The following is a 25,228-nucleotide window of genomic DNA, read 5'->3' as shown; positions in this document are numbered from 1 at the left end:
AGTCCGCTTCAAGACTACTCCCGGGAGAGTGATTGTGCGTTAGTGGCTGGAGAACCAGTTCAGTTTTTCACGCAGTGCTACCACGCGGCCCACCACGATCAGCGCCGGGCTTTCAACCTGCTGCGCCAGCTCACCCAGCTGCGTCAGCACGCCATCGACCACGCGCTGCGTAATGGCGGTGCCGTTTTCCACCAGTGCGACCGGCATATCTGCTTCCATGCCGTGCTCCAGCAGTTTCGCCTGAATCGTGGCTGCCTGATTTAGCCCCATGTAGAAGACCAGCGTCTGCTTTTCAGCGGCCAGATTATGCCAGTCCAGCTCGCTGCCGGTTTTCAGGTGGCCCGTCACCAGGCGCACGCTCTGGGCATAGTCGCGATGGGTTAACGGAATGCCGGAATAGGCAGAACAGCCGGATGCCGCCGTAATACCCGGCACCACGGAGAATGGAATGCCCGCGTTGCAGAGAGTTTCCAGCTCCTCGCCGCCGCGACCAAAGATAAAGGGATCGCCCCCTTTCAGACGCACCACACGCTTACCTTTCTGCGCTTCCCGCAGCAGGATCTGGTTGATCTCCTCCTGCGGTACGCAGTGATAACCTGCCCGTTTGCCGACGAACACGCGGTCAGCATCGCGGCGTACCAGATTCATGATGTCATCAGAGACCAGACGGTCATACACCACGATGTCCGCCTGCTGGATCTGCTGGAGACCCTTCAGCGTCAGCAAGCCCGCATCGCCGGGACCTGCGCCCACCAGTACCACTTCACCGCGATGATCCAGCGGCTCGCTCAGGAGCTGTTCGGTCGTCTCTTCAACGGCTTTGGTGTCCTGATTGGCCAGCGACTGCGCCAGCCTGTCATTGACAAAGAACTTTTCCCAGAAGCGACGGCGTTCGCCCACGGTTGCGAAGGTTTGCTTCACGCGGGAACGCAGCAGCCCGGCGTATTGGGCAATCTGACCAAGATGCTGCGGCAGCACGGCTTCCAGTTTTTCCCGCAGCAGACGAGCAAGAACGGGCGAGCGCCCGCCGGACGACACCGCAATCATCAGCGGTGAACGGTCGATAATCGACGGCATGATAAAGCTCGCCTCTTTCGGCGCATCCACCACGTTACAGAAGATGCGGCGCGCTTCGCAGGCGTCGCTGACGCGCTGGTTAACGTCATCGTTATCCGTTGCGGCGATGGTCAGCCAGCAGGTATCCAGCAGGGATTCATCAAATTCGCCCTGCACCTGGGTGAGCATCCCTTCCTGCGCCCAGACGTCAAACTGTGGGGCGAAGGTGAGGGCGTTAACGGTCAGTCGGGCGCCCGCCTCTAACAGCAGGCGCGCCTTGCGTTCAGCCACATCGCCGCCGCCCACGAGCAGGCAGTCGCGGTTGCGTAATTGACAAAAAATCGGCAGGTGATCCACGACGTTACCTCACAGCATTCATGGCGGGGGAAGAATTGACGTCAGGATAACAGCAGGAATCGTACAGAACATACGGTTTTTCCTGCCGTTACCCATAAGGGGTCATAAGCCTTTCCTATTGAAAAGGCGAGGGGTTACCCTTTCAGCTGCACCTTGCCGTCCTTCACGCGGACGTCGTAGTGTTTGACCGAGAAGCTTTCATCTTCCATGCAGCGCCCGTCGGTTAAGCGGAAGCGCTGCTTTTTCAGCGGGCTGGCAACCCACAGTTCGCCCTGGTGCTCCGCAATCAGACCGCGGGAGAGCACGCTGGCCTCGAAGAACGGGTCGATATTGCTGATGGCATAGACCTGTTCATCGTGGCGAGGACGGAAAATCGCCACCTGCTCGTTGCCCAGCAGGGCACAGACGCCGGTTGCTGGCAGAATGTCGTTAATATTGCAGATGTTTACCCACTGGCTCATGCGTTTTCCTCCACCAGCATCACCGGAATACGTTCATACGGGGTCGCTGGACGATGCTGTTCACGCTCCGGCACCACCTGCACGTTCGGGTCGCGCTGGGTGCTGTTGATAAAGTGTTTGAAGCGCGTCTGCGCCGCTGGCGTGTTCACGGTTTCGGTCCACTCGCAGATCACCGCCTCGCGCAGTCGAGTCATCTCGGATTCCAGCTGTTCATTCAGGCCCAGCTTGTCGTCGATAATGACTGACTTCAGGTAGTCGATGCCGCCTTCAAGATTATCCAGCCAGGACGCGGTACGGGTCAGCTTATCGGCGGTACGAATGTAGAACATCATGAAGCGGTCGAGGTATTTGATCAGCGTATCGCGATCGAGATCGGCGGCCAGCAGATCCGCGTGGCGAGGTTTCATCCCGCCGTTGCCGCACACGTACAGGTTCCAGCCTTTCTCGGTGGCAATGATACCCACGTCTTTACCCTGCGCTTCTGCACATTCACGTGTACACCCTGAGACGCCGAACTTCATTTTGTGCGGGGTACGGATGCCTTTGTAGCGGTTTTCCAGCTCAACGCCGAAGCCCACGCTGTCGCCGACGCCGTAGCGGCACCAGGTGCTGCCCACGCAGGTTTTCGCCATGCGCAGCGCCTTGGCGTACGCGTGACCGGTTTCGAAGCCCGCTTCAATCAGCTGACGCCAGATTTCCGGCAGGTCGTCCTTCTGCGCGCCAAACAGGCCGATACGCTGGGAACCGGTGATTTTGGTGTACAGGTTAAACTCACGGGCGATACGACCCACGGCGACCAGCCCTTCCGGGGTGATTTCCCCTCCGGCAGAACGCGGGATCACCGAGTAAGTCCCGTCTTTCTGAATATTGGCCAGGAAGTTATCGTTGGTGTCCTGAAGCGGAGTGTGTTCTGGTTTGAGCACATATTCGTTCCAGCAGGACGCAAGTAGCGAACCAACAGTAGGCTTACATACTTCACAGCCATAGCCCTGGCCGTGTTTCTCCAGCAGTTCGTCAAAGGACTTAATGCCTTCCACGCGGATCAGGTGGTACAGCTCCTGGCGAGAGTAAGCGAAGTGCTCGCACAGGTTGTTGTTCACTTCAATGCCCTGTTTTGCCAGCTCGGCGTTCAGCACCTGGGTGACCAGCGGGATACAGCCGCCGCAGCCGGTCCCGGCTTTGGTTTCCGCCTTCAGCGCCGCAACGGTGTGGCAGCCTTTGTTAATGGCGGAGATCAGCATGCCTTTGGTGACGTCGAAGCAGGAACAGATTTGCGCGCTGTCCGGCAGTTTATCCACACCGATGGACGGCTTACCGCTGGAGGCGTGCGCCGGGAGGATCAGCGCGTCCGGGTTTTCCGGCAGCTCAATGGCGTTCAATACCAGCTGGAGCAGGTTACCGAAGTCGCTGGTGTCGCCCACCAGCACCGCCCCGAGCAGGGTTTTGTTGTCCTGGCTGACGATAAGACGTTTGTAGACTTCTTTGCTTTCGTCCAGATAAACATAGCTGCGGGAGTTCGGGGTGCGACCATGCGCATCGCCAATACCGCCCACGTCCACGCCCAGCAGCTTCAGCTTGGCGCTCATGTCTGCGCCGGTGAAGGCGTTTTCGCTGCCCAGGATATGATCCACGGCGACCTGCGCCATTTTGTACCCAGGCGCGACCAGGCCGAATACGCGGTTGTTCCAGCTGGCGCATTCGCCGATGGCGTAAATATCCGGGTCGGAGGTCTGGCAGGTATCGTTGATCATGATCCCGCCGCGCTGCGCGACGGCCAGACCGCATTGCGTTGCCAGCTTGTCGCGCGGGCGGATACCGGTGGAGAAGACGATGAAGTCCACTTCCAGCTCGCTGCCGTCGGCAAAGCGCATGGTTTTGCGTGCTTCAGTCCCTTCCTGAACGATCTCTTTGGTGTTTTTGCTGGTGTGAACTTTCACGCCCATGCTTTCGATCTTACGGCGCAGCTGATCGCCACCCATGTGGTCGAGCTGTTCGGCCATCAGCATCGGGGCAAATTCGATAACGTGGGTTTCAACGCCGAGGTTTTTCAGCGCGCCTGCCGCTTCCAGACCCAGCAGACCACCGCCGACAACCGCGCCGCGTTTGCTTCGACGTGCGCAGGATTCAATGGCGTTGAGGTCTTCAATGGTACGGTAAACGAAACAATCCTGGGTTTCCGACCCTTTAATAGGCGGGATCCACGGATACGAGCCCGTCGCCATGATCAGCTTATCGTAAAAAACCGTACGTCCGGCACTGGAGTGGATTACTTTCTCCTGACGGTTGATGGTGATAGCGCGTTCGCCCACCAGCACTTTTACGCCATGCTTCTCGTAGAACCCTTCACGCACCAGAGAGAGCTCTTCGGCGGTATGGTGAGAGAAGTAGGAAGACAAGTGCACACGGTCGTACGCCTTGCGGGGTTCTTCACAGAACACGGTAATATCGAACTGCTCAGCATCGGCTTTATCGAGAAGATCCTCAATAAAGCGGTGGCCGACCATGCCGTTACCGATGATAGCGAGTCTGACTTTGCTCATTTTTGCCTCGATTTCTTTTCTATTACTGCCTACCTTAACGATTCAGCAGGGGCACTTATTGATGCAAATCAAATACGCCTTCACCTACCCCTTAGGGGGTATATCTATGATTTGTCAGGATTTTTATAAGTGACGGATATTGTTTGATTTTTGTGCTTGTTCGTTTTTCGCACAAAATTAATGGGGTTTTTACCCATCGGCGGGCAGGGCGGGTGAGCAGGGGGAAACCCCTTTGCAGCACGCAAAGGGGTTACGGCGATTAGTGGGTAGCTGTTGCCGGGTTGTGTTGACGGTGACGGGTCACAAAGCCCAGCACGAAGCACATGATAAACACTACGGCGTACAGACCGTTAGCGGTATGCAGCGCCGCCAGCGGGCCGCTGTGCGCAACAATCGGGCCCGTGACCACGAAGGTCAGCATGGTGCCGATGGTGCCGCAGGTCAGCACAAAGTTCACCAGCTTTGGCGAGGCCACTTTGGTCTGAAGAGAGCCAAGGGTGATGATCGAGGTATAAATCGCGCTGGAGAAGAAGCCCAGGGTCAGGATGAACCACGGCATATGCTCCGGGGAACCGTTGATGAACAGATACATCAGCACGGTCGCCAGACCCGCCAGAACGGTCAGGATCCGTTGCAGGTCGAAGAAGCGCAGGATAAAGCTAAATGCCCACATGCCGAACATGTAAGACATCCAGAAATCGCTCACCAGTTTACCCGCGTCGTTCAGGCTCATGCCCAGACCTTTAGCATACTCTGGAACCCAGGAGATAAAGCCCAGCTGGCCGAGGATGTAACACAGCGCGGCGATGGAGAGGAACAGTACGCCGATACCCCATTTTTCTTTCGCAACCGGCTCGGATGTTGTCTGCGCTTTTTTGCCCAGCACCGGGAACTCGCAGCCGAAGGTGAGAATAAAGATCGCGACATAGACCAGACCAATGCAGGCATATACCCAGTACCACTCAATGCTGCGCGCCAGAAGATACGCGGCGACCATCGGGAAAATCATCCCGGCCATGCTGAAGAAGGAGTCGGTGAACAGCAGACGCGCGCCGCGCTGGCGGCCTTCATACATGTGCGTAATCAGAAACGTACCGATCGACATGGTGATCCCGCTCACCAGGCCCAGTACGAACATGGCGGCAGAGAAGAGGGCGATGCTGTGGCTCAACATCAGGCCCGCCACGGCGGCAACCATCAGCACGAAGCCAAAACGCAGCTGCGTTTTCAGCGGCACGATTTCCATCAGCCAGGCATTAAGGAAAATAGAGATCAGGATCCCCGCGTTCAGGAAGGTGAAGGTGTTACTCATGCTGGAAACGGGCAGCTGGAAGTAGTCTGCGATATTTCCCATCACCATCCCGGTGACGATCACCAACGCGCCGGTCAGGGCGTAAGAGAAGAAGCTAATCCATGTGAGCTTGATGCGATTGCTGTTAGTCATGTCTGGCCTGTTAAAAGTAAAGAAAAACGCAATGACTGCGTTTGAGCGGGCAGATTTTAGTCGCGAAAGTGATCTAATTAAATCTTTTCAGAAAATTTTGAGCACAATTGCAGGTTTTAACGTGATGCAGATCACATTACGTTGCGGGATGAACAATCGTTTGCGCGGTAATAATTGTTTCAATTTGGTAAAATTAGGTAAAAGACTGGTCTGGGTTCATACTGCTCTTTAGAATCAAGCCATTCGCTTTTTATACTGCGCTTTGTTAAGGAATTCTCATGCTCAAATCAACACTGGCGGCTGTTGCAGCTGTGTTTGCTCTTTCTGCCGTTTCCCCTGCTGCGCTGGCAGCTAAAGGAGACCCTCACGTCCTGCTGACTACCTCTGCGGGGAATATTGAGCTGGAGCTGGATAGCCAGAAAGCCCCTGTTTCGGTGAAAAACTTCCTCGACTACGTGAACAGTGGTTTTTATAACAACACCACGTTCCACCGCGTGATCCCGGGCTTTATGATTCAGGGTGGCGGTTTTAACGAGCAGATGCAGCAGAAACAGCCTAACCCGCCCATCAAAAATGAAGCTGACAACGGCCTGCTGAACAAGCGCGGCACCATCTCGATGGCGCGTACGGCGGACAAAGACAGCGCCACCAGCCAGTTCTTCCTCAACGTGGCTGATAACGCCTTCCTGGACCACGGTCAGCGCGACTTTGGCTACGCGGTGTTTGGCAAAGTGGTGAAAGGCATGGACGTGGCGGATAAGATCTCTCAGGTTCAGACTCACGATGTCGGTCCATACCAGAATGTGCCGACTAAGCCTGTCGTCATTCTCTCCGCGAAAGTGCTGCCGTAATCGTTCCCTCACACGGGCACATCTTGCCCGTGTCTTTCCGCCCTCCCTGCGAAAGCGCGTTTTGCTGCTTATACTTGTGGCAAACGGACTATTCAGGGAGGCGTAGTGAAAAAACTCACCGACAAGCAAAAATCCCGTCTCTGGGAGCAACAACGTAATGTCAATTTTCAGGCCAGCTGCCTCCTTGAAAAAGGTAAGGGGCCCGCTGAACCCGATATCGAGACGCTGGAACTGGGGCCTTCCGCACCGGGTTTACCCCATCTGTGTCTTATTCACCGCCATTTATTCCGCAACGAAATGAAAGGCGCGGGCGAGCTGCGCACCGCCGATATTTCCAAGGGCGACATTCCTTTTTGCCATTTCGAGTACATCGAGAAAGTGGGTAATGAGCTGATGGCTTCGCTGGAAAGTGATAAATATCTGGTAGGCCTTCAGAAAGAAGAGTTTACAGACAGAATCAGTCATTACTACTGTGAAATCAACATGCTACATCCGTTTATGAGCGGTAATGGCGTGGCCCAGCGGATCTTCTTTGAACAACTGGCTATTCATGCGGGCTACGTGCTGAACTGGCAGGGGATCGACCCGGACGACTGGGCTGCCGCCAACCAGAGCGGGGCGATGGGGGATTTGACCGCCCTGAACGTCATCTTCGCCAAAGTTGTGAGCGAAGCGCGGGAATCTGCGTAAAATAGGGCGGCCATTTTTTCAGGAGCCGCCATGATTCTGCTGATTGATAACTATGATTCCTTTACCTGGAACCTCTACCAGTATTTTTGCGAGCTGGGGGCAGAGGTGGTTGTCCGCCGTAACGATGAGATCGCGCTGGATGACATTGACGCGCTGGCACCTCAGAAAATCGTGATTTCGCCCGGGCCGTGTACCCCGTCGGAGTCCGGCATCTCGCTGGCGGTAATCCAACACTATGCGGGCAAACTGCCGATTCTGGGCGTCTGCCTGGGTCACCAGGCCATTGCGCAGGTCTTTGGCGCCACCATTGTCCGTGCCGCGAAAGTCATGCATGGCAAAACCTCACCGATCACACACACCGGTACCGGCGCATTCCTGGGGCTAAACAATCCGTTAACCGTGACGCGCTACCATTCTCTGATTATTGATCCGCCGACCCTGCCGGCCTGCTTTGAGGTTACCGCCTGGAGCGAGACGCAGGAGATCATGGGCATTCGCCACCGCGAGTACGATCTGGAAGGTGTGCAGTTCCACCCGGAAAGCATTCTCAGCGAACAGGGGCACGCGCTGCTGGCCAATTTCCTTAATCGCTGAATATCGGTTGCCTTGCTGTGATTTTTTATGCATATTTTGTGATTATATTTTCACAATAACTGTGACATAAAAATGGATGGTCATGACATGGCAACTGAACAACCAGCAATTACCCGCGCGACATTCGATGAAGTGATCCTGCCGATTTATGCACCGGCTGAGTTTATCCCGGTGAAAGGGAGAGGCAGCCGCGTCTGGGATCAGCAGGGCAACGAGTATGTTGATTTCGCAGGCGGTATTGCGGTGACGGCACTGGGCCATTGCCATCCTGCGCTGGTGGACGCGCTGAAAACGCAGGGCGAAACGCTGTGGCACACCAGCAACGTGTTCACCAACGAACCGGCGCTGCGTCTGGGGCGTAAGATCATCGATGCCACCTTCGCCGAACGCGTGCTGTTTATGAACTCCGGCACCGAAGCCAACGAAACTGCCTTTAAGCTGGCGCGCTACTACGCAACCACGCGTCATAGTCCGTACAAAACCAAAATCATCGCCTTCCATAACGCCTTCCACGGTCGCTCGTTCTTTACCGTTTCCGTGGGCGGCCAGCCGAAGTATTCCGACGGCTTTGGTCCGAAACCTGCGGATATCATCCACGTGCCGTTTAACGATCTGCACGCCGTTAAAGCGGTGATGGACGATCACACCTGTGCCGTGGTGGTCGAGCCCATTCAGGGGGAAGGCGGCGTCACGGCGGCCACCCCGGAATTTCTGCAAGGGCTGCGCGAACTGTGTGACGAGCACCAGGCGCTGCTGGTGTTTGATGAAGTGCAGTGTGGGATGGGGCGTACCGGGGATCTGTTCGCTTATATGCACTACGGCGTAACGCCGGATATTCTGACCAGCGCGAAAGCGCTCGGCGGCGGTTTCCCGGTCAGTGCGGTACTCACTACCCAGGATATCGCTTCCGCATTTCATGTGGGCTCACACGGCTCCACCTACGGCGGTAATCCGCTGGCGTGTGCCGTGGCGGGTGCGGCGTTCGATATCATTAATACGCCGGACGTCCTGAATGGCGTGAATGCGAAACGCGATCTGTTTGTGAAACATCTTCAGCAGATTGACGAACAGTTTGATGTCTTCAGCGAAATCCGCGGAATGGGGCTGCTGATTGGCGCCGAGTTGAAGCCTCAGTATAAAGGCCGCGCGCGCGATTTCCTGCACGCCGCCGCGCACGAAGGCGTCATGGTGCTCAATGCCGGGCCGGACGTGATGCGCTTTGCGCCATCGCTTGTGGTGGAAGACAAAGACATCGAAGACGGATTAACCCGTTTTGCCGCGGCGGTCGCGAAGATCGTCAGCGGCTAATACGCGGTTCGTTTTAACCGGCGCGTTAACCAAATCCCGTGATGCGGGCGCTGACGCCATGCCACCGACGAAATGGTGTGCATGGTGTTCAGGTGGCCGAGAACGCGCTGTAAATGCTGCTCAAGGGTGCTCATCGGCCCGTGGGTCAGCGTCTCCGGCGCTTCCAGAATGTTCGAATCACGTGACTCGCCCGGTGCATCATACTCCAGGCGCTGCTGACAGCGCTGCAACGCAATTTCACACGACTGCAAATAGCGCTGCGCCAGATCCGGCGTCAGCATCGTGTGCTCCCGCGCCAGCGTCGTCATGGCATTGATGTGCTCGACGATAAACTGGCTGTGCGTGACCCACAGCTTCATGTCAGCCAGATAGTGCGCGTTAAAGCCCGGCTCCTGCATGGCCTGGTTAAGGGAGTTGAACAGGGCGTTATGCGCCTGGTTGACCTTCATGCGCTCGTAGGCCAGCGGAGAGGGCTGTGGGTCATCGCTCAGGATCAGACGAATGGCCTGCTGGTCAGCTTCCAGCGCGTCGTGGGCGTTCTGCCTCAACAGCCCGCTCTGCCACTGCGGCCACAGCCAGACCATGCCGCCAAAGGCGATCAGGCAGCCAATCAGCGTATCGACCAGACGGGCAATAATAAACTGTTCCCCGTTAAGCGTGAGCAGTTGAAGGGTATACACCGCCGTCACCGTAAAGCCCACCATCGCCCAGCCGTAGTTTTTGCGGATAATCAGATAGCTCACCAGCGTGATTGCCAGCATACCGGCCAGGGTATAGCCCTCCGGCACGTGGAAGTGCAGCGTTATGCCCGCGATAATCAGCCCCGCCATCGTGCCGCCCGCCCGATGCAGAATACGGACCCGCGTGGCGCCATAGCCGTTCTGGGTAACAAACAGTACGGTCATTAAGATCCAGTAGGGTTTCGGCAGGTGCAGGGCCATTCCCATCAGGCTGGCGATGCTCAGCATCACACTGATCCGTGCGGCATTGCGCAGGGCAGAAGATTTCAGTGAAAGATAGCTTTTGAGCGCGGGCAGCAGCGGCAGCCGTTTTTGCTTATCGGCCATCAGGTCGCGGGCATAAAGCGGGCGCTGGGTGCGTAACACCCGGGCGATGCGGCTGAAATGCCAGGCAGCAAATTGCCCGACCGGGTTATCCGCGTGCTGACGCGCAATCTTTTCCAGCGCGCCGAGCTGTTTGTCCATGTTAAAGCGCGTCGGGTAGCGGTGATAGAGGATATCGTCAGCCAGCACCCGCAGGCGGGCCGCGACGGTCTGCGCGTTCCAGCGGATCACCGCTTCTGCATGGCTGCGCTCCACCAGCTTTTGCACCTCTTCCGGATTATGAAGGCTGACGGAGATATGCTCCTGCAAATCCAGCCCGACCTGGAAGATTCGCAGCAGCCGCTTGTATTCATGATTTTTGTTGGCGGCAAGCATGTGCAACTGCTGATAGCACTGGCTGATCAGATCCACCACTTTTTGCTGGCGCGCCAGTAGCGGCGGCAGGGATTTTTCCGGGTCGGTATGTTGAGTGAGCAGGGTGTATTTTGCTTCGCAGTATTCAGCAAGCTGCACGTAGAGCAGGCTCAGGGATTCGCGCAGCGGCTGTTCCCGCCACAGCCAGAACCAGAACCAGTTAAACAGCCCGTACCACAGCGTGCCGAGGGCGTAGATCAGCAATGGCTCCCACACCGGCATATTACCTGCAAGGCTTAAGGTGAAGATGGCGGCAATCAGCGACGCGGGAAGCAGGCGGGCGTGCAGCGAGCTGATTTCGGCGGTGACGCCGAGCGTCATCGCCAGCACGGTCAGGATCAGCGGCAGAGGAATGTCGCGGGCCAGTAAGAGTTGTACGGCAAGGCTACAGCCGGCAAACAGGCAGCCGCCAATAATCAGACGTTTAAAAAAGCGTTTATGCGGCGTATCCAGACCGGCAATGTTGCAGCAGGCGGGCACGAGGGAAAACAGCAGGCCTTGCTGAAGATGTCCGAGGATCAGGCCCACGGCCACGGGAAGACACAACACCAGCGTTTGTCGCAGTGCGTAGTTAACTTCCGGGTGATAGATCAGCCTGCGCCACATGAGGAGTAGAGACAAAAACGGCGTGCCACCCTGCGGCGGCACGCCGTTTGACCGGAATTAACGGGTCCCGTAAACCACGATGGTTTTACCGTGGGCGGAGATCAGGTTCTGATCTTCCAGCATCTTCAGGATACGGCCCACTGTTTCACGGGAGCAGCCGACGATCTGACCGATTTCCTGGCGGGTAATTTTAATTTGCATACCGTCAGGGTGAGTCATGGCGTCTGGCTGTTTCGCCAGGTTCAGCAGCGTCTGCGCGATACGACCGGTTACGTCCAGGAAGGCGAGGTTACCTACCTTCTCAGAGGTCACTTGCAGACGGCGTGCCATCTGGGAAGAGAGACGCATCAGGATGTCAGGGTTGACCTGAATCAGCTGACGGAATTTCTTATAAGAAATTTCAGCCACTTCACATGCTGTTTTTGCACGAACCCAGGCGCTACGTTCCTGGCCTTCTTCAAACAGGCCCAGTTCACCGATAAAATCGCCCTGGTTCAGATAAGAAAGGATCATCTCTTTCCCTTCTTCATCTTTGATCAGCACGGCCACCGAGCCTTTAACGATGTAATACAACGTTTCCGCTTTTTCACCCTGGTGAATCAGCGTGCTCTTTGATGGGTACTTATGAATGTGGCAATGAGACAAGAACCATTCGAGAGTCGGGTCTGTTTGCGGTTTGCCAAGCACCATGCGCTGTTATCCTCTGTTATAAGCTGTCACCAGAGTCATAAGATGCATCCGGACTCTGGGGTTGCAATCGAATTCTTACCCATACCTGGGAAGTCGGCTGTCGTAACGTTTCGCAGCCAGTAAAGTTTGATGTCCTCTGCATACATGTGTAACGTCAATGTATTACTGTAGCATCCAGAGTGTTTTAGCATAGCTTTCGCCGCGTGTCTCCTGGTGTCTCGCTTCAGCATGACGCAGGTCGCCTTCCGTTGCGAGAAATGTAACGTACACGTAATCTGTCATAAAAAATGCAACGTTGGAGTGAGTGAATATGCAAGCGCGTGTGAAATGGGTTGAAGGGTTAACGTTCCTGGGCGAGTCTGCTTCCGGGCACCAGGTTTTGATGGATGGCAACTCCGGCGATAAAGCGCCAAGCCCGATGGAGATGGTGCTGATGGCGGCGGGCGGATGCAGCGCGATCGACGTGGTGTCGATCCTGCAAAAAGGCCGTCATGACGTGACCGATTGTGAAGTGAAGCTGACGTCAGAACGTCGCGAAGAGGCGCCACGCCTGTTCACGCATATTAATCTGCACTTTATCGTCACCGGCAAAGAACTGAAGGATGCGGCGGTCTCGCGTGCGGTTGACCTTTCTGCGGAGAAATACTGCTCTGTGGCGTTAATGCTGGAGAAAGCGGTAAAAATCACCCATACGTATGAAGTGATAGAGGCTTAATTATTGGGGCATCGTGCGTGTTGATGCCCTCACCCTAACCCTCTCCCACGGGGAGAGGGAACATGTTCACGCGATCTGCTTCCCTTCCATCAGCCGCTGCACCAGCGGTGTCATGATAAGTTCCATTGCCAGCCCCATTTTTCCCCCGGGCACCACTAACGTATTCATGTGCGAAATAAACGAACCCTGTAGCATCGCCAGCAGCCAGGGGTAATCAATGCCTTCCAGGTTGCGGAAGTGGATCACCACAAAGCTCTCGTCCAGCGACGGGATGCTTTTTGCAGCGAACGGGTTAGAGGTGTCCACGGTGGGGACGCGCTGGAAGTTAATGTGGGTTCGGGAGAACTGCGGCGTCAGGAAGTTGATGTAATCTTCCATGGAGCGCACCACCGAGTCCATGACCGCCTCTCGCGAATGGCCGCGCTCGCTCATGTCACGCGTCAGCTTCTGGATCCACTCAAGGTTAACAATCGGCACCACCCCCACCAGCAAATCCACGTGGCGCGCCACGTCGTGCTGAGGCGTCACCACGCCGCCGTGCAATCCTTCGTAAAACAGCACGTCAGTCGGTTCCGGCAGCGGCTGCCAGGGCGTGAACGTGCCGGGGACCTGGTTCCAGGGCACGGCTTCATCGTAGGTGTGGAGATACTTGCGGGACTGCCCGGTACCGCTTTGCCCGTATTCACGGAAGGTTTGCTCCAGCAGGCCGAAGTCATTGGCCTCCGGGCCGAAGTAGCTGATGTGTTTACCCAGATCGCGCGCCTTGCGGATGGCCATATCCATCTCCGGGCGCGTGTAGCGGTGAAAGCTGTCGCCTTCTACCTCGGCCGCCCGTAAGTTAAGCTGGGCGAAGATCTTGCGGAAGGCGAGGCTGGTGGTAGTGGTTCCCGCCCCACTCGAACCCGTAACGGCAATAACCGGATGTCTGGCAGACATAGCAACTCCCTGACTGGAAAAGTGTAAAGATCAGCCATGAAACGCGTTGCGGGGCATGATATTGACCGTCTCATGCAGTTCGGACCATACCAGCACCACGTCGCCGCTTTTAAGCTGGCGCTTAACATCGTTGACCTTTTGTTCAAGCGAACGTTCATGTTCACCATAATCGGTGCCTTCGCGCAAGACAAAGCTTTCAATCAGATTATCGAGCGTTTCGGGAGAGAGATCCTGCCAGGGAATAATCATTTTTTACCGTCCAGATAGGCCGTTAACCAGTCGGGTATACGCGTCTCAAGCCACATTTTTGGCCGACGCAGCGTGCCGCCAACAAAGCCGACGTGCCCGCCGAACTCGGTGAGCTGATACTCCACGTTATCCGGCAGATAGTCAGGGGCGGGGATCGAGTGATGATCCATAAACGGATCGTCTTTGGCGTGGATAATCAGCGTGGGTTTCGTGATTTGATTCAGTAAAGGCATGGCGCTGCACTGACGGTAATAGTCAATCGCATCGGCAAAACCGTGAATTTTCGAGGTGATCAAATCATCAAACTCGCGCAGGCGCTTCACGCGTTTGAGCTGTTGCAGCGTCACAGGCAGCGTATCCGGATAGGCCTTCAGCTTGCGCGCGGCGTTGGCTTTCAGCAGGTTGAGCAGGTAGCGCTGGTACACTCGCGAAAAGCCCTTTTCCATATGATAGCTGCACTGCTCCAGCATAAACGGCGCAGAGACAATCACCGCCGCATCCAGCGGTACGGCGTCGCTCTCCTTCGCCAGCAGACAGGCCAGCATATTGCCGCCCAGCGAATACCCCACCGCTGCCGTTGGCGCCTCGCCGAAATTGTCTCTTAGCCAGCGCAGGAACCAGGTGCCGTCCTCGGTTTCACCCGAGTGATAAATGCGTTTCTGACGATTAGGCTCGCCGCTGCATCCGCGAAAATGCATCACCACCCCAAGCCAGCCGCGGGCTTTCGCCGCCTCAATGAGTCCGTGTGCGTAAGGGCTGTGCAGGCTGCCTTCCAGACCGTGAAACACCACCAGACGGGGTTTATGTCTGGCCCGATCCGGATCTTCGCTCCAGGCGAGATCCAAAAAGTCGCCATCCGGCAAATCCAGGCGTTGCCAGTGCGGGGTGAACTGTACCTTGCGGCGGATCAGGCGCGGCAGCATGGTTTGCAGGTGAGGGTTAGCCACACCGCGCATGGGCACGAACTCTGCGCTCTCTTCGGCTGCAATGTCGAAGTCTGAGGGAATGATTTGGGTCATAAGGGCGATGCTGATTCTTGTCAGAAATTAACTATACCTTCCGAATTGTACCCCGTTTAGCCCGTTTTTCCGAAACATGAACTGATCCCGATCACAAATATTTACCTCGATTATTACTCTCAGGCTAATGATTTGCCTCTACGCTTAATTGATGCCTTTCTCACCAGAGCGCACACTTTACTCAACGTTAAGCAAATCAGAATGATGTGCTGAATCAGGAGGTTAATAATGTTATCTGGGCAAACACCCACCCGGCAATGGAACACCCGACGCAGTGAGAAAGCGCGTCGTCTGGCGTCCGTACCGGTGCAGGGCAAGGTACTGCCAACCGGCGATCTTGTCGCCATGCTGGAAAAACTGATCGCACCAGGCGACAAAGTCGTTCTGGAAGGCAACAACCAGAAGCAGGCGGATTTCCTTTCCCGTTCACTGGCGGAAGTGAACCCGCAAATCGTGCACGATCTGCATATGATCATGCCGAGCGTGGGCCGCAGCGAACATCTGGACATCTTTGAGAAAGGCATCGCCCGCAAGCTCGACTTCTCCTTCTCCGGTACGCAAAGCCTGCGCATTTCGCAGCTGCTGGAGGATGGTCAGCTCGAAATCGGGGCGATTCACACCTACATCGAACTCTACTCACGTTTATACGTCGACCTTTCGCCAAACGTGGCGCTGATTGCCGGTTTTAAAGCGGACCGCAAAGGCAACCTCTATACCGGGGCGAGTACCGAAGATACCCCGGCGCTGGTGGAAGCCGCCGCGTTCCACGACGGCATCGTCATCGCGCAGGTGAACGAGCTGGTGGATGACGAGTGCGACCTTCCGCGTGTGGATATTCCGGGCTCGTGGATTGATTTTGTGGTGGTTGCCGATAAGCCGTTCTTTATCGAACCGCTTTTCACCCGCGACCCACGCCTGATCAAACAGGAACACATCCTGATGGCGATGATGGCGATTAAAGGCATCTACGCCGAACACCAGGTGCAGTCCCTGAACCACGGGATTGGCTTTAACACCGCAGCGATCGAGCTGCTGCTGCCAACCTACGGCGAACAGCTCGGACTCAAAGGCAAAATCTGTAAACACTGGACTTTGAACCCGCATCCAACGCTGATCCCGGCCATCGAAAGCGGCTGGGTGGAGAGCGTCCACTGCTTCGGCGGCGAGCTGGGGATGGAAGAGTACATCCGCGCTCGTCCGGACGTGTTCTTTACCGGTGCTGACGGCTCCATGCGCTCTAACCGCGCCTTCTGTCAGCTGGCTGGTCAGTACGCGGTCGATATGTTTATCGGCTCCACGCTACAGGTTGATGGTTACGCTAACTCCTCAACCGTGACTCGCGGCCGTCTTTCCGGCTTCGGCGGCGCGCCAAACATGGGCCACGATCCGCACGGTCGTCGCCACGCCACACCGGCCTGGCTGAACATGATCACCGAGCCTGACCCGATGCAGCGCGGTAAAAAGCTGGTTGTGCAGATGGTGGAAACCTTCCAGGCGGGCGTGAAGCCAACCTTCGTGGAAAAACTCGACGCTGTTGACGTCGCGAAAGCCTCCGGTATGCCGCTGGCGCCGGTCATGATTTACGGCGATGACGTCACCCACGTGCTGACGGAAGAGGGGATTGCTTACCTCTACCGGGCGAAAGATCTGGAAGAGCGTCGCGCCATGGTCGCCGCCGTGGCGGGTATCACCGATATCGGTCTGGGCGTTGACGCCAAACGCGTGGCGGAACTGCGCCAGAGCGGCAAGGTTGTGTATCCGGAAGATATGGGCATTCGTCGTACCGATGCCACTCGCTCTCTGCTGGCTGCGGGCAGCGTGGCTGATCTCGTTGAGTGGTCCGGTGGTCTGTATAACCCACCTGCGAAATTCCGGAGCTGGTAATGAAACTTCTGCCCCAGATCCAGGTTGAAGGCGGTGCCGAATGGCTGGCGCGAACCGCCACGCAGTGTCTGATTGACGAAGCACGTTTAAGCCCGAAGCCCGGTCTGGTGGACAGCCGGGGGAACGGCGCGCACCACGATTTATCGCTTGCGCTGATGGAGCGCTCCGCTCGCAGCCTGACCCCCACGTTTCAGGCGCTGGCGCAGCAGAGCTGGCAGCGTCCGGCGGATATTGCCCTCCGGCAAACCGTTGGCCGCCTGGGTCGCGAAGGTGAACGGCAGATGATGGTCGCTACCGACGGCGTGAACACGCACCGTGGCGCGATCTGGGCGCTGGGATTGCTGGTGAGCGCGGTGGCGATGCTGGGCGGCGATGCCCGGGCGCAAACCGTCGCGAACATCGCCGCTCAGCTGGCGAAGCTGCCGGATGACGCGGCGCCGAAAGTGTTCAGCAAGGGGTTACGCGTCACGCACCGCTACCGTGTACCGGGTGCGCGTGAAGAGGCTCAGCAGGCGTTTCCGCACATCATGCAGCGCGCACTGCCGCAGCTTCGCCTCAGCCGTCTCAACGGCAGCAGCGAAACGCAGGCCAGACTCGACGCGCTGATGGCGATCATGACCTCGCTCACCGACACCTGCGTGCTGTCGCGCGCCGGCATGGAGGGGCTGGACGCCATGCAGAACGGCGCCCGTGCAGTGCTGAACGCCGGAGGATGCGCAACGCTCGCCGGGCAGCAGGCGCTGGCGCGGTTAGACCGTCAGATGCTGGCGCTTAACGCCTCGCCGGGCGGAGCCGCAGACCTGCTTGCCGCCACGCTGTTTCTTGACCGCGTCGAAACGCCCTATTCAAAGCATTAAGAGGATGTTATGGAAAAAATCACATTGACCGTGCCCGCCAGCCGCGAAGTAAGCGGCAGGGCGCTGGCAGGGGTAGTCGGTTCCGGGGATATGGAGGTGCTTTTCACCGCCGAACCGGGCCAGACCTTAACCATTGATATCACCACCTCCGTCGACAACAGCCGCGGGCGCTGGGAGGCGTTGTTCAACCGCCTGCAAACCGTCAGCAGCCTGCCCGCAGGTAAGCTGACTATCCACGACTTCGGCGCGACGCCGGGCGTGGCACGCATTCGTATCGAACAGGTCTTTGAAGGGGTGAATCATGCGTGATGACAGCAGCTTTATCGAACTAAAAGCGCGCCAGCGTGCACAGGCGCTGCTCGACGACGGCAGCTACCGCGAACTGCTGGATCCGTTCGAAGGCATTATCTCGCCATGGCTTGGGCCACAGGGGATTGTTCCTCAGGCTGATGATGGCATGGTGGTCGCGAAAGGGACCATCAACGGCCAGCCTGCGGTGGTGGTGGCGATTGAAGGCACCTTCCAGGGCGGCAGCATGGGCGAAGTGTCCGGCGCCAAAATGGCGGCGGCACTGGAGCTGGCGGCGGAAGATAACCGCAACGGCATTCCGACTCAGGCGGTACTGTGCCTCGAAACCGGTGGCGTACGTTTGCAGGAAGCCAACCTTGGCCTGGCGGCGATTGCCGATATCCACGCCGCGATCGTTGACCTGCGTCGCTATACCCCGGTCGTCGGGATTGTCGCCGGGACCGTAGGCTGCTTCGGCGGGATGTCTATCGCCGCGGCGCTGTGCAGCTATCTGATTGTGACCCGCGAAGCGCGTCTTGGCCTCAACGGCCCGCAGGTTATTGAGCAGGAAGCGGGCATTGAAGAGTACGACTCCCGCGACCGTCCGTTTATCTGGAGCATGACCGGCGGCGAAGTGCGCTATGAAAGCGGGCTGGTGGACGCGCTCGTCGGCGACGGCGTGAACGCGGTGAAAGCCGCGATGAACGAGGCCATCGCCAAAGGCGTACCGGCGAAACATCGCACCGATAACTACGACGATTATCTGAACCGTCTGACGAATTTCGACACCCGCAAACAGGCCGATGCCGAACAGATTAAAGCGCTTTTTGCCCGGGAGGTGAAATGATGACTAACTCAATTAGCCGTGGCGAACTCTGGCTGGAAACTCTGGCCCCGAACGCGAAACGTCTGGAGGGGTTATGCCCGTCCGTGCAGGCCGCAGACGGCGAGCTGAACGGTGAAACGGTGCGTTTTGTCGCCGTGGTGCCGGACGCCAACAACCACTTCCCGCGCGCGGCGCAAGGGGAAGTCGGCCTGCTGGAAGGCTGGACGCTGGCAAAAGTGGTCAGCGAAACCGTTGCCGCTGATGCAGATAAAGCCGTGAAGCGCCCGATTGTGGCGGTAATCGACGTCCCAAGCCAGGCCTATGGCCGTCGCGAAGAGGCGTTTGGCATCCACCAGGCGCTGGCCGGCGCCGCTGCCGCCTACGCTAATGCGCGGCTGGCAGGTCATCCGGTGATTGGTCTTATCGTCGGTAAGGCCATGTCCGGCGCGTTTCTGGCGCACGGCTACCAGGCTAACCGTCTGATTGCCTTCAACGATAAAGGCGTGCTGATCCACGCCATGGGCAAAGAGTCTGCGGCGCGCATTACGCTGCGTACCGTTGAGGCGCTGGAAAAACTGGCGGCAACCATTCCGCCAATGGCGTACGACATCAGCAACTACGCCACGCTGGGGCTGCTTTCCGACCTGCTGGATATCAGCAATCCGGATGCCCCTTCCGAAAGCGATCTGACGCGGGTGAAAACCACCCTGCAACAGGCCATCAGTGACGCTCGTCAGGACACCACGTTGAAAAACCGTCTGGGTGCTGACAACCGCCGCAGCTCAGCGCTCGTACGTGAACGTATGCGAGCCAGCTGGTAAGTAAAAAGAGACCTGCCAGATGCATCACCCCGTGGGCGCGCCCGTTGCGTCCACGCGGGAACCTGCATCCTGAAAATAATAAACATCGCGCCAGTGCTTAAACTTTTTTACTACAGGTGATTTATGACTTACGTAATTGTTCATGCTCTTGCACCGATTTTCGTCATCATGCTGCTGGGATTCTGGGCCGGTAAGGCAAAGATGGTCGATAACAAAAATGTTTCCCTGCTGAATATCTTCGTGATGGATTTTGCACTCCCGGCCGCGCTATTCAGCGCCACCGTGCAAACCCCGTGGACCGGCATCGTGGCGCAGTCGCCGCTGATCCTGGTGCTCACCCTGGCGATGTGGATCACCTATGCGGTCATCTACTTCCTCGCGACAAACGTATTTAAAAAATCCCCGCAGGATGCGGCCGTGCTGACGCTGACCGTCGCCCTGCCAAACTACGCGGCGCTTGGCCTGCCGATTCTGGGCAGCGTGCTGGGCGAAGGCTCTTCAACGTCGCTGTCCGTGGCGGTCTCCATCGCCTGTGGTTCAGTGCTGATGACCCCGTTCTGCCTGCTGATTCTGGAGCGTGAGAAAGCGCGCGTCGAAGGCAATAACTCGGGTTCAACGCTTTCCATGCTGCCGGTGCTGATGTGGCGCTCCATTAAAAAACCGATCGTGATGGGCCCGCTGCTGGGTGTGATCCTGTCCGCTATCGGCATCACAATGCCGGAGCTGGTGCTGGCGGCGATTAAACCGCTGGGACTGTCCGCGACCGCTGCGGCGTTGTTCCTGACCGGCGTGATCCTCTCTGCCCGTAAGCTTCAGATCAACACCATGGTGATCACTTCTACTATCGCCAAGCTGCTGATCCAGCCAGCGATTGCCTGGGGTATCGTTTTAATCTTCGGTCTGCACGGCTCAGTGGCTATCACCGCCATCCTGATGATTGCGCTGTCTGCGGGCTTCTTTGGCGTGGTGTTCGGTAACCGCTTTGGCGTGCAGTCGCCGGATGCTGAAGCCGTGCTGCTGTTGAGCTCCATACTGTGTATCCTGTCGCTGCCGCTGTTTATCTCGCTGACTTCAGGAATGTAATCATGACCACAACATTACGCCCACACGACCTCATCTGGCTTACCGCGCGCGACGCCCTGGAAGGGATTACTGAATCCTGGGTGGACGCGGCCTGGCATACCGGGCTGCCGGTAGTGGTGCGGCGTGATGTTGATAATGAAGGCCGTATTCCCGTTGGCGTGCGGGGATTGCGCCGCGACCAGCGGGCGGCCGGATGGGTGAAGCCTGAGAACGTGTTGCGCGTGGTGTCGCCCGAAGATTTGAGCGTTGCCGCCGACCTGCTGCGTTCGCCGTTTATCACCCAGCCGCCGGTTCAGGTGGCGCTTCAGCTTGCGCAGCAGTCATGGCCGTGGACGTGGGGGATAACCGGCAGTACGGGTTACGCGCTGGCGACCGGCATTCCGGTGATCCACGCCGACAGCGATCTCGATCTGCTGATCCGCGCCCCGTGTACCGTTTCCCCTGAGGCGTTTACTGACTGGCAGGCTCAGCTCAGTCGTGCGTTGTGCCGGGCGGATACACAGGTGGATACGCCCGAGGGCGGATTCGCGCTGGCGGAATGGTTACGCGACGGCAAAACGCTGCTAAAAACGCAATATGGGCCGCGCCTGGTAGCGGATCCATGGCACAGGGAGGAGTAATGAAAATATTGTTTACCTTTCCGGGGCAGGGCACACAGCACGAAGGTATGCTGCAAAACCTGCCGGGAACGGAGCTGGAGCAGGCCCGTGCTGTGCTGGGGGCGGAAGTCGATACCCTGGACAGCGCATCCTCGTTAACCCACACCCGCGCGGTTCAGCTTTCGCTGTTGATTGCAGGCGTGACCTGGGCGCGCGAGCTGGAACGTCGCGGCGTGTCGCCGGATATTGTCAGCGGTCTGTCCATTGGCGCTTATCCTGCGGCGGTTATCGCCGGTGTGCTGGACTTTACGGACGCGCTGAAGCTGGTGGCGCTGCGCGGCGATCTGATGGAGCAGGCGTATCCCCACGGCTACGGCCTGACGGCGATAATGGGGTTGACCCTGCCCCAGGTGGAAAACCTGATTCAGGGGACAGGAACCTATATCGCTAACCTGAACGCCGAAACGCAGATCGTGATTGCCGGAGCCGATGACGGCATGGCGCAGGTAGCCGAACGCGCGCTGGCGAAGGGCGCGAACAAGGCCAAACGGCTGGCGGTAAGCGTACCGTCGCACTGTGAACTGCTGGCGGAACCGGCGCAGAAGCTGGCCGCAGCGTTTGAATCAGTCACGCTTTCACGCCCCCGCTGCGCGTACCTGAGCGGCAGTACCGGGCGCGTGCTTTGGCAGCCAGAGAAAATTGCCGACGACCTGGCGATGAATATGGCGCGAACCGTGCGCTGGCAGGAGGCGGTGATTTCCGCTAACGAGCGCGAAGCACGTCTGGCGATTGAGATGCCGCCAGGGGGTATTCTGACCTGTCTGACGCGGCAGGCGGCGTGGGAAGGCGAATCCATTTCGCTGGAGCGCAGCGGAGTGGACGTGGCGGTGCATCTGGCGGGTCGGCTTCAGCGGTGACTTTTTGCCCGGTAAGCGTAGCGCCACCGGGCAATAACATCAGGCACTATCCTGCAAACTTCTGGCATACATCCGCCCTTCCGCGGCCAATGCCCGCAGGCTCGGATCCTGCTCGCGGTTGCGGGCAAAGACGATCGCAATCAGCTGCTGCATCTGGTACGGCTGCGCCAGCTTCAGTAGCTGCACCGAATTTTCGTACACTTTCTTCATCCTGCCCGGCATCAGCGTAAACCCGACCCCCGCCTGCACCAGGCTCAGCATCGAAAAGATATCGTTCACGCGCGTCACAATCTCCGGCTCAAAACCGGCGATATGAAACGCTTCCTGAAACCCGGCGTAAGTGGCGAACCCTTCCGCGAGGGCGACAAACTTCTGATCTTTATAATCACGCAGATCGGCGGGGCCGCTGGTATTCAGCGTGGCAGAAGCCGGTGCGGCAAGGAAAATATCGTCATGGAACAGAGGAAGCACTTCGAGGCTGTTACGGTCGATATCTCTCTCGGAGATAGAGATTAAAATCGCATCCAGCGATCCCTCATCCAGCATATGGAGCAGGGTTTCGTTCGAGCCCATCGTCAGATCCATCTCCAGATCCGGACGGCGCAGCTTCATGCCCATTATCAGACGCGGCACGGTTTCCAGAGTCAGCGAGTAGAGCGTGCCGACGCGCAACCGTCCCTGGCCGATACCGGCGATCTTGCGCGACTCTTCCAGCCCGCGCTCCATCACCTGCATCACCTCCTGACAATACTCCAGCAGCGTCCATGCGGAGGGGAGGGCAATCAGGTTACGCCCTTTGTGAGCAAAGAGCGGGCAGCGGACGTTCTCTTCGAGGGTATGCAGCGCGCGGTGCACGCTGACACCGCTCAGGCCGAGCGTTTCGGCGGTACGTGCGATATTGCCCTTCTCCATGAACGTCATGAAGATGCTGAGCTTACGGAATGTAATCTCGCTCGTGGTATCGAAGCTCATAACCCTCCCGGCGTGTTAGTCGGCTTGCAGCATCGCTTCCAGCTGTTCCTGCGCGTCCAGCCATGCCATTTCGCACTCTTCGAGGCTGGATTTGGTTTTCGCCTGAGTTTGCAGACAGTCCGTCAGCTCCGCTTTGCGGCTCTGATCGTACAGTTCGCTGTCGCCCAGCTTCTCTTCGACGGCAGCAAGCGTGGCGTTGAGCTTTTCCATCTCTTTTTCGAGGCGGGCAATCTCTTTACGCAGCGGTTGCGTCTGGGTGCGCAGCTCCGCTTCACGGCGCTTCTGGTCTTTACGCGCCTGGGCGCTGTTGGCGTTGTCTTTCGCTGACTCTTCCGGCTGGTTTTCCTGCTTCTGCACGTCCGTCAGCCACTGCTGGTAGTCTTCCAGGTCGCCGTCAAACGGTTCGACTTTGCCGCCGTGTACCAGATAGAGATCGTCGGTGGTGGAGCGGATCAGGTGGCGATCGTGCGACACGACAACCAGCGCCCCTTCGAACTCAATCAGCGCTTCGGTCAGCGCCTGACGCATGTCGAGATCGAGGTGGTTGGTTGGTTCATCAAGCAGCAGCAGGTTTGGACGCTGCCAGACGATCAGCGCCAGTACCAGACGCGCTTTTTCACCACCGGAGAAACGCGCTGTATTTTCAGTCACCTTATCGCCCTGGAAGCCAAAGCCGCCGAGGTAGTCGCGCAGCTTCTGCTCCATTTCCTGCGGCGCCAGGCGCGCCAGGTGCTGGATCGGCGATTCATCCGCGCGTAAAAATTCCAGCTGATGCTGGGCGAAGTAGCCAAGCTTGATGCCTTTCGCCAGGCCGATTTCGCCGCTGACCGGGTTAAGCTCGCCCGCCAGCAGCTTGATCAGCGTCGATTTACCGGCGCCGTTACGCCCCAGCAGGCCAATGCGTGAACCCGGCACCAGGTTGAGCTTGATAGAGTCGAGGATAATGCGATCGCCATAGCCCGCGCTCACTTTTTCCATTTTCAGCAGCGGGTTCGGCAGGCTCTCCGGCTCGCGGAAACTGAAGTGGAATGGGTTATCCACATGCGCGGGAGCGATCATCTCCATGCGTTCCAGCATCTTGATGCGGCTCTGCGCCTGCTTGGCTTTTGACGCCTTGGCCTTGAAGCGATCCACAAAGCTTTGCAGGTGCGCCACGCGCTGCTGCTGGCTTTCATACATCGCCTGTTGCTGGGCAAGGCGCGTCGCGCGCTGGCGCTCGAAAGAGCTGTAGTTGCCGGTGTATTCGAACATGCTTTGCTGTTCGATATGAATGATTTTATCCACCACCGGATCGAGGAAGTCGCGGTCGTGGGAGATCAGAATCAGAGTGCCCTGATAGCTCTTGAGCCACTTCTCCAGCCAAATAACCGCATCGAGATCGAGGTGGTTGGTGGGTTCATCGAGCAGCAGGAGGTCGGAGCGGCAGATCAGCGCCTGCGCCAGGTTGAGGCGCATACGCCAGCCGCCGGAGAAATCGCTCACCGGGCGTTCAAGCTGTTCGTTGCTGAAACCCAGGCCGTGCAGCAGGCTGGAGGCGCGGGAGCGAATGGTCCAGGCATCGATGGCGTCCAGCTTGCCGTGGACGGTGGCGATGGCGTGGCCGTCGTTGCGTTCGTTGGCGGCGTTGAGCTCTGCTTCGAGCTTGCGGTATTCACGGTCGCCGTCGATAACATAGTCGAGCGCGGGTTCGCTCAGCGCGGGCGTCTCCTGGTTCACCCAGGCGAGCTGCCAGTTGCCCGGGAAGGTAAAGTTACCGCCATCCGCGCTTATCTCGTTTTTCAGCAGTGCCAGCAGGGTGGATTTACCGCAGCCGTTTTTGCCGACCAGCCCCACTTTCTGGCCCGGGTTGATGGTAGCAGTCGCGTTATCCAGCAGGACGCGCACGCCGCGACGAATTTGTAACGAGGAGAAAACAATCATAGAAGCGCCGTATGTTCCGACTATGTTAATTTGTCATTATGATAATGTAAGGTGTGGGCCATTTTCC

General features: G+C 57.7%; 24 protein-coding genes. 13 read left to right on the top strand and 11 right to left on the bottom strand.

The annotated features are described in order from the left end of the window. Positions 1-39: 39 nt before the first annotated feature. The 4 genes from cysG to tsgA form a co-directional block, all read right to left on the bottom strand. Positions 40-1,413, bottom strand: a complete 1,374-nt coding sequence (gene cysG / locus RY075_RS21395; RefSeq protein WP_045345635.1) for a siroheme synthase CysG — start codon at positions 1,411-1,413, stop codon at positions 40-42. A gap of 134 nt (positions 1,414-1,547) precedes the next feature. Beyond that, positions 1,548-1,874, bottom strand: a complete 327-nt coding sequence (nirD, locus tag RY075_RS21390; protein ID WP_003861642.1) for a nitrite reductase small subunit NirD — start codon at positions 1,872-1,874, stop codon at positions 1,548-1,550. Further along, positions 1,871-4,414, bottom strand: a complete 2,544-nt coding sequence (gene nirB, locus RY075_RS21385; RefSeq protein WP_003861645.1) for a nitrite reductase large subunit NirB — start codon at positions 4,412-4,414, stop codon at positions 1,871-1,873. Before nirB ends, nirD begins: the two co-directional genes overlap by 4 nt. Positions 4,415-4,673: 259 nt before the next feature. Beyond that, positions 4,674-5,858 (bottom strand): MFS transporter TsgA, encoded by a 1,185-nt coding sequence (gene tsgA, locus RY075_RS21380; protein ID WP_003861648.1) that lies wholly within the window; start codon positions 5,856-5,858, stop codon positions 4,674-4,676. Between the two features lie 278 nt (positions 5,859-6,136). On the opposite strand from tsgA, the gene ppiA reads away from it, so the two are divergent. The 4 genes from ppiA (at position 6,137) to RY075_RS21360 (ending at position 9,301) form a co-directional block, all read left to right on the top strand. Further along, positions 6,137-6,709 carry a peptidylprolyl isomerase A gene (gene ppiA, locus RY075_RS21375; RefSeq protein WP_003861649.1) on the top strand — a complete coding sequence of 191 codons (573 nt, stop codon included), beginning with the start codon at positions 6,137-6,139 and terminating at the stop codon, positions 6,707-6,709. Between the two features lie 105 nt (positions 6,710-6,814). After that, on the top strand, positions 6,815-7,399 hold the full coding sequence (locus RY075_RS21370) for a putative adenosine monophosphate-protein transferase Fic (protein ID WP_023323821.1): 585 nt from the start codon (positions 6,815-6,817) through the stop codon (positions 7,397-7,399). A 30-nt stretch (positions 7,400-7,429) separates the two neighbouring features. Then, positions 7,430-7,993, top strand: a complete 564-nt coding sequence (gene pabA, locus RY075_RS21365) for an aminodeoxychorismate synthase component 2 (protein ID WP_003861654.1) — start codon at positions 7,430-7,432, stop codon at positions 7,991-7,993. 87 nt (positions 7,994-8,080) lie between these two features. Then, on the top strand, positions 8,081-9,301 hold the full coding sequence (locus RY075_RS21360; RefSeq protein WP_003861656.1) for an aspartate aminotransferase family protein: 1,221 nt from the start codon (positions 8,081-8,083) through the stop codon (positions 9,299-9,301). Here the strand turns inward: RY075_RS21360 and RY075_RS21355 are convergent. Then, positions 9,298-11,385: a YccS/YhfK family putative transporter gene (locus tag RY075_RS21355; RefSeq protein ID WP_109948883.1), complete on the bottom strand. Its 2,088-nt coding sequence runs from the start codon at positions 11,383-11,385 to the stop codon at positions 9,298-9,300. The two genes, RY075_RS21360 and RY075_RS21355, sit on opposite strands and share 4 nt — an antisense overlap. Positions 11,386-11,442: 57 nt before the next feature. Next, a complete protein-coding gene (crp, locus tag RY075_RS21350) occupies positions 11,443-12,075 on the bottom strand; it encodes a cAMP-activated global transcriptional regulator CRP (protein WP_000242758.1) in 633 nt (210 codons plus the stop codon). Between the two features lie 310 nt (positions 12,076-12,385). On the opposite strand from crp, the gene RY075_RS21345 reads away from it, so the two are divergent. Next, entirely contained in the window at positions 12,386-12,790 is a 405-nt protein-coding gene (locus tag RY075_RS21345) for an OsmC family protein (RefSeq protein WP_003861661.1), read from the top strand. Positions 12,791-12,856: 66 nt separating this feature from the next. Here the strand turns inward: RY075_RS21345 and RY075_RS21340 are convergent, their stop codons facing one another. Genes RY075_RS21340 through RY075_RS21330 form a run of 3 tightly spaced genes read right to left on the bottom strand, consistent with a single transcriptional unit; the run spans position 12,857 to position 14,994 of the window. Continuing rightward, a complete protein-coding gene (locus RY075_RS21340) occupies positions 12,857-13,726 on the bottom strand; it encodes a phosphoribulokinase (RefSeq protein ID WP_003861663.1) in 870 nt (289 codons plus the stop codon). Between the two features lie 30 nt (positions 13,727-13,756). Then, positions 13,757-13,975, bottom strand: a complete 219-nt coding sequence (locus RY075_RS21335; protein ID WP_003861664.1) for a YheU family protein — start codon at positions 13,973-13,975, stop codon at positions 13,757-13,759. Continuing rightward, the gene (locus RY075_RS21330) at positions 13,972-14,994 is read right to left on the bottom strand and encodes a hydrolase (RefSeq protein WP_023314942.1); all 1,023 of its coding nucleotides are present in this window, start codon (positions 14,992-14,994) and stop codon (positions 13,972-13,974) included. The genes RY075_RS21335 and RY075_RS21330 overlap by 4 nt, the downstream gene beginning before the upstream one ends. Positions 14,995-15,222: 228 nt before the next feature. On the opposite strand from RY075_RS21330, the gene mdcA reads away from it, so the two are divergent. From mdcA to mdcH, 8 genes are all read left to right on the top strand, one after another. After that, the gene (gene mdcA, locus RY075_RS21325; RefSeq protein ID WP_003861669.1) at positions 15,223-16,878 is read left to right on the top strand and encodes a malonate decarboxylase subunit alpha; all 1,656 of its coding nucleotides are present in this window, start codon (positions 15,223-15,225) and stop codon (positions 16,876-16,878) included. After that, the gene (locus tag RY075_RS21320) at positions 16,878-17,735 is read left to right on the top strand and encodes a triphosphoribosyl-dephospho-CoA synthase (protein WP_032608032.1); all 858 of its coding nucleotides are present in this window, start codon (positions 16,878-16,880) and stop codon (positions 17,733-17,735) included. The genes mdcA and RY075_RS21320 overlap by 1 nt, the downstream gene beginning before the upstream one ends. Positions 17,736-17,744: 9 nt before the next feature. Further along, positions 17,745-18,044, top strand: a complete 300-nt coding sequence (gene mdcC, locus RY075_RS21315; protein ID WP_000411786.1) for a malonate decarboxylase acyl carrier protein — start codon at positions 17,745-17,747, stop codon at positions 18,042-18,044. Next, positions 18,037-18,870 carry a biotin-independent malonate decarboxylase subunit beta gene (locus RY075_RS21310; protein ID WP_003861672.1) on the top strand — a complete coding sequence of 278 codons (834 nt, stop codon included), beginning with the start codon at positions 18,037-18,039 and terminating at the stop codon, positions 18,868-18,870. Before mdcC ends, RY075_RS21310 begins: the two co-directional genes overlap by 8 nt. Continuing rightward, on the top strand, positions 18,870-19,670 hold the full coding sequence (gene mdcE / locus RY075_RS21305; protein ID WP_003861675.1) for a biotin-independent malonate decarboxylase subunit gamma: 801 nt from the start codon (positions 18,870-18,872) through the stop codon (positions 19,668-19,670). Before RY075_RS21310 ends, mdcE begins: the two co-directional genes overlap by 1 nt. Positions 19,671-19,793: 123 nt before the next feature. Continuing rightward, entirely contained in the window at positions 19,794-20,753 is a 960-nt protein-coding gene (locus tag RY075_RS21300) for an AEC family transporter (RefSeq protein ID WP_032608028.1), read from the top strand. Between the two features lie 2 nt (positions 20,754-20,755). Continuing rightward, entirely contained in the window at positions 20,756-21,373 is a 618-nt protein-coding gene (locus RY075_RS21295) for a malonate decarboxylase holo-ACP synthase (protein WP_003861679.1), read from the top strand. Next, a complete protein-coding gene (gene mdcH / locus RY075_RS21290; RefSeq protein WP_045330106.1) occupies positions 21,373-22,269 on the top strand; it encodes a malonate decarboxylase subunit epsilon in 897 nt (298 codons plus the stop codon). Before RY075_RS21295 ends, mdcH begins: the two co-directional genes overlap by 1 nt. A 39-nt stretch (positions 22,270-22,308) precedes the next feature. Here the strand turns inward: mdcH and RY075_RS21285 are convergent, their stop codons facing one another. Further along, entirely contained in the window at positions 22,309-23,241 is a 933-nt protein-coding gene (locus tag RY075_RS21285; protein WP_232967676.1) for a LysR substrate-binding domain-containing protein, read from the bottom strand. 15 nt (positions 23,242-23,256) lie between these two features. After that, the gene (locus RY075_RS21280; protein ID WP_003861684.1) at positions 23,257-25,161 is read right to left on the bottom strand and encodes an ABC transporter ATP-binding protein; all 1,905 of its coding nucleotides are present in this window, start codon (positions 25,159-25,161) and stop codon (positions 23,257-23,259) included. Positions 25,162-25,228: the final 67 nt, after the last annotated feature.

The organism is Enterobacter sp. JJBC, from assembly GCF_036936505.1.
Taxonomy (GTDB): Bacteria; Pseudomonadota; Gammaproteobacteria; order Enterobacterales; family Enterobacteriaceae; genus Enterobacter; species Enterobacter hormaechei_C.
This window is presented reverse-complemented; position numbering and strand designations above follow the sequence as displayed.

What these genes read in the sequence shown, in the direction of transcription:
- nirD (WP_003861642.1), bottom strand. Translation starts at nt 1,874, where the DNA reads ATGAGCCAGTGGGTAAACATCTGCAATATTAACGACATTCTGCCAGCA.
- nirB (WP_003861645.1), bottom strand. Translation starts at nt 4,414, where the DNA reads ATGAGCAAAGTCAGACTCGCTATCATCGGTAACGGCATGGTCGGCCAC.
- tsgA (WP_003861648.1), bottom strand. Translation starts at nt 5,858, where the DNA reads ATGACTAACAGCAATCGCATCAAGCTCACATGGATTAGCTTCTTCTCT.
- ppiA (WP_003861649.1), top strand. Translation starts at nt 6,137, where the DNA reads ATGCTCAAATCAACACTGGCGGCTGTTGCAGCTGTGTTTGCTCTTTCT.
- pabA (WP_003861654.1), top strand. Translation starts at nt 7,430, where the DNA reads ATGATTCTGCTGATTGATAACTATGATTCCTTTACCTGGAACCTCTAC.
- RY075_RS21360 (WP_003861656.1), top strand. Translation starts at nt 8,081, where the DNA reads ATGGCAACTGAACAACCAGCAATTACCCGCGCGACATTCGATGAAGTG.
- RY075_RS21355 (WP_109948883.1), bottom strand. Translation starts at nt 11,385, where the DNA reads ATGTGGCGCAGGCTGATCTATCACCCGGAAGTTAACTACGCACTGCGA.
- crp (WP_000242758.1), bottom strand. Translation starts at nt 12,075, where the DNA reads ATGGTGCTTGGCAAACCGCAAACAGACCCGACTCTCGAATGGTTCTTG.
- RY075_RS21345 (WP_003861661.1), top strand. Translation starts at nt 12,386, where the DNA reads ATGCAAGCGCGTGTGAAATGGGTTGAAGGGTTAACGTTCCTGGGCGAG.
- RY075_RS21340 (WP_003861663.1), bottom strand. Translation starts at nt 13,726, where the DNA reads ATGTCTGCCAGACATCCGGTTATTGCCGTTACGGGTTCGAGTGGGGCG.
- RY075_RS21335 (WP_003861664.1), bottom strand. Translation starts at nt 13,975, where the DNA reads ATGATTATTCCCTGGCAGGATCTCTCTCCCGAAACGCTCGATAATCTG.
- RY075_RS21330 (WP_023314942.1), bottom strand. Translation starts at nt 14,994, where the DNA reads ATGACCCAAATCATTCCCTCAGACTTCGACATTGCAGCCGAAGAGAGC.
- mdcA (WP_003861669.1), top strand. Translation starts at nt 15,223, where the DNA reads ATGTTATCTGGGCAAACACCCACCCGGCAATGGAACACCCGACGCAGT.
- RY075_RS21320 (WP_032608032.1), top strand. Translation starts at nt 16,878, where the DNA reads ATGAAACTTCTGCCCCAGATCCAGGTTGAAGGCGGTGCCGAATGGCTG.
- mdcC (WP_000411786.1), top strand. Translation starts at nt 17,745, where the DNA reads ATGGAAAAAATCACATTGACCGTGCCCGCCAGCCGCGAAGTAAGCGGC.
- RY075_RS21310 (WP_003861672.1), top strand. Translation starts at nt 18,037, where the DNA reads ATGCGTGATGACAGCAGCTTTATCGAACTAAAAGCGCGCCAGCGTGCA.
- mdcE (WP_003861675.1), top strand. Translation starts at nt 18,870, where the DNA reads ATGACTAACTCAATTAGCCGTGGCGAACTCTGGCTGGAAACTCTGGCC.
- RY075_RS21300 (WP_032608028.1), top strand. Translation starts at nt 19,794, where the DNA reads ATGACTTACGTAATTGTTCATGCTCTTGCACCGATTTTCGTCATCATG.
- RY075_RS21295 (WP_003861679.1), top strand. Translation starts at nt 20,756, where the DNA reads ATGACCACAACATTACGCCCACACGACCTCATCTGGCTTACCGCGCGC.
- mdcH (WP_045330106.1), top strand. Translation starts at nt 21,373, where the DNA reads ATGAAAATATTGTTTACCTTTCCGGGGCAGGGCACACAGCACGAAGGT.
- RY075_RS21285 (WP_232967676.1), bottom strand. Translation starts at nt 23,241, where the DNA reads ATGAGCTTCGATACCACGAGCGAGATTACATTCCGTAAGCTCAGCATC.
- RY075_RS21280 (WP_003861684.1), bottom strand. Translation starts at nt 25,161, where the DNA reads ATGATTGTTTTCTCCTCGTTACAAATTCGTCGCGGCGTGCGCGTCCTG.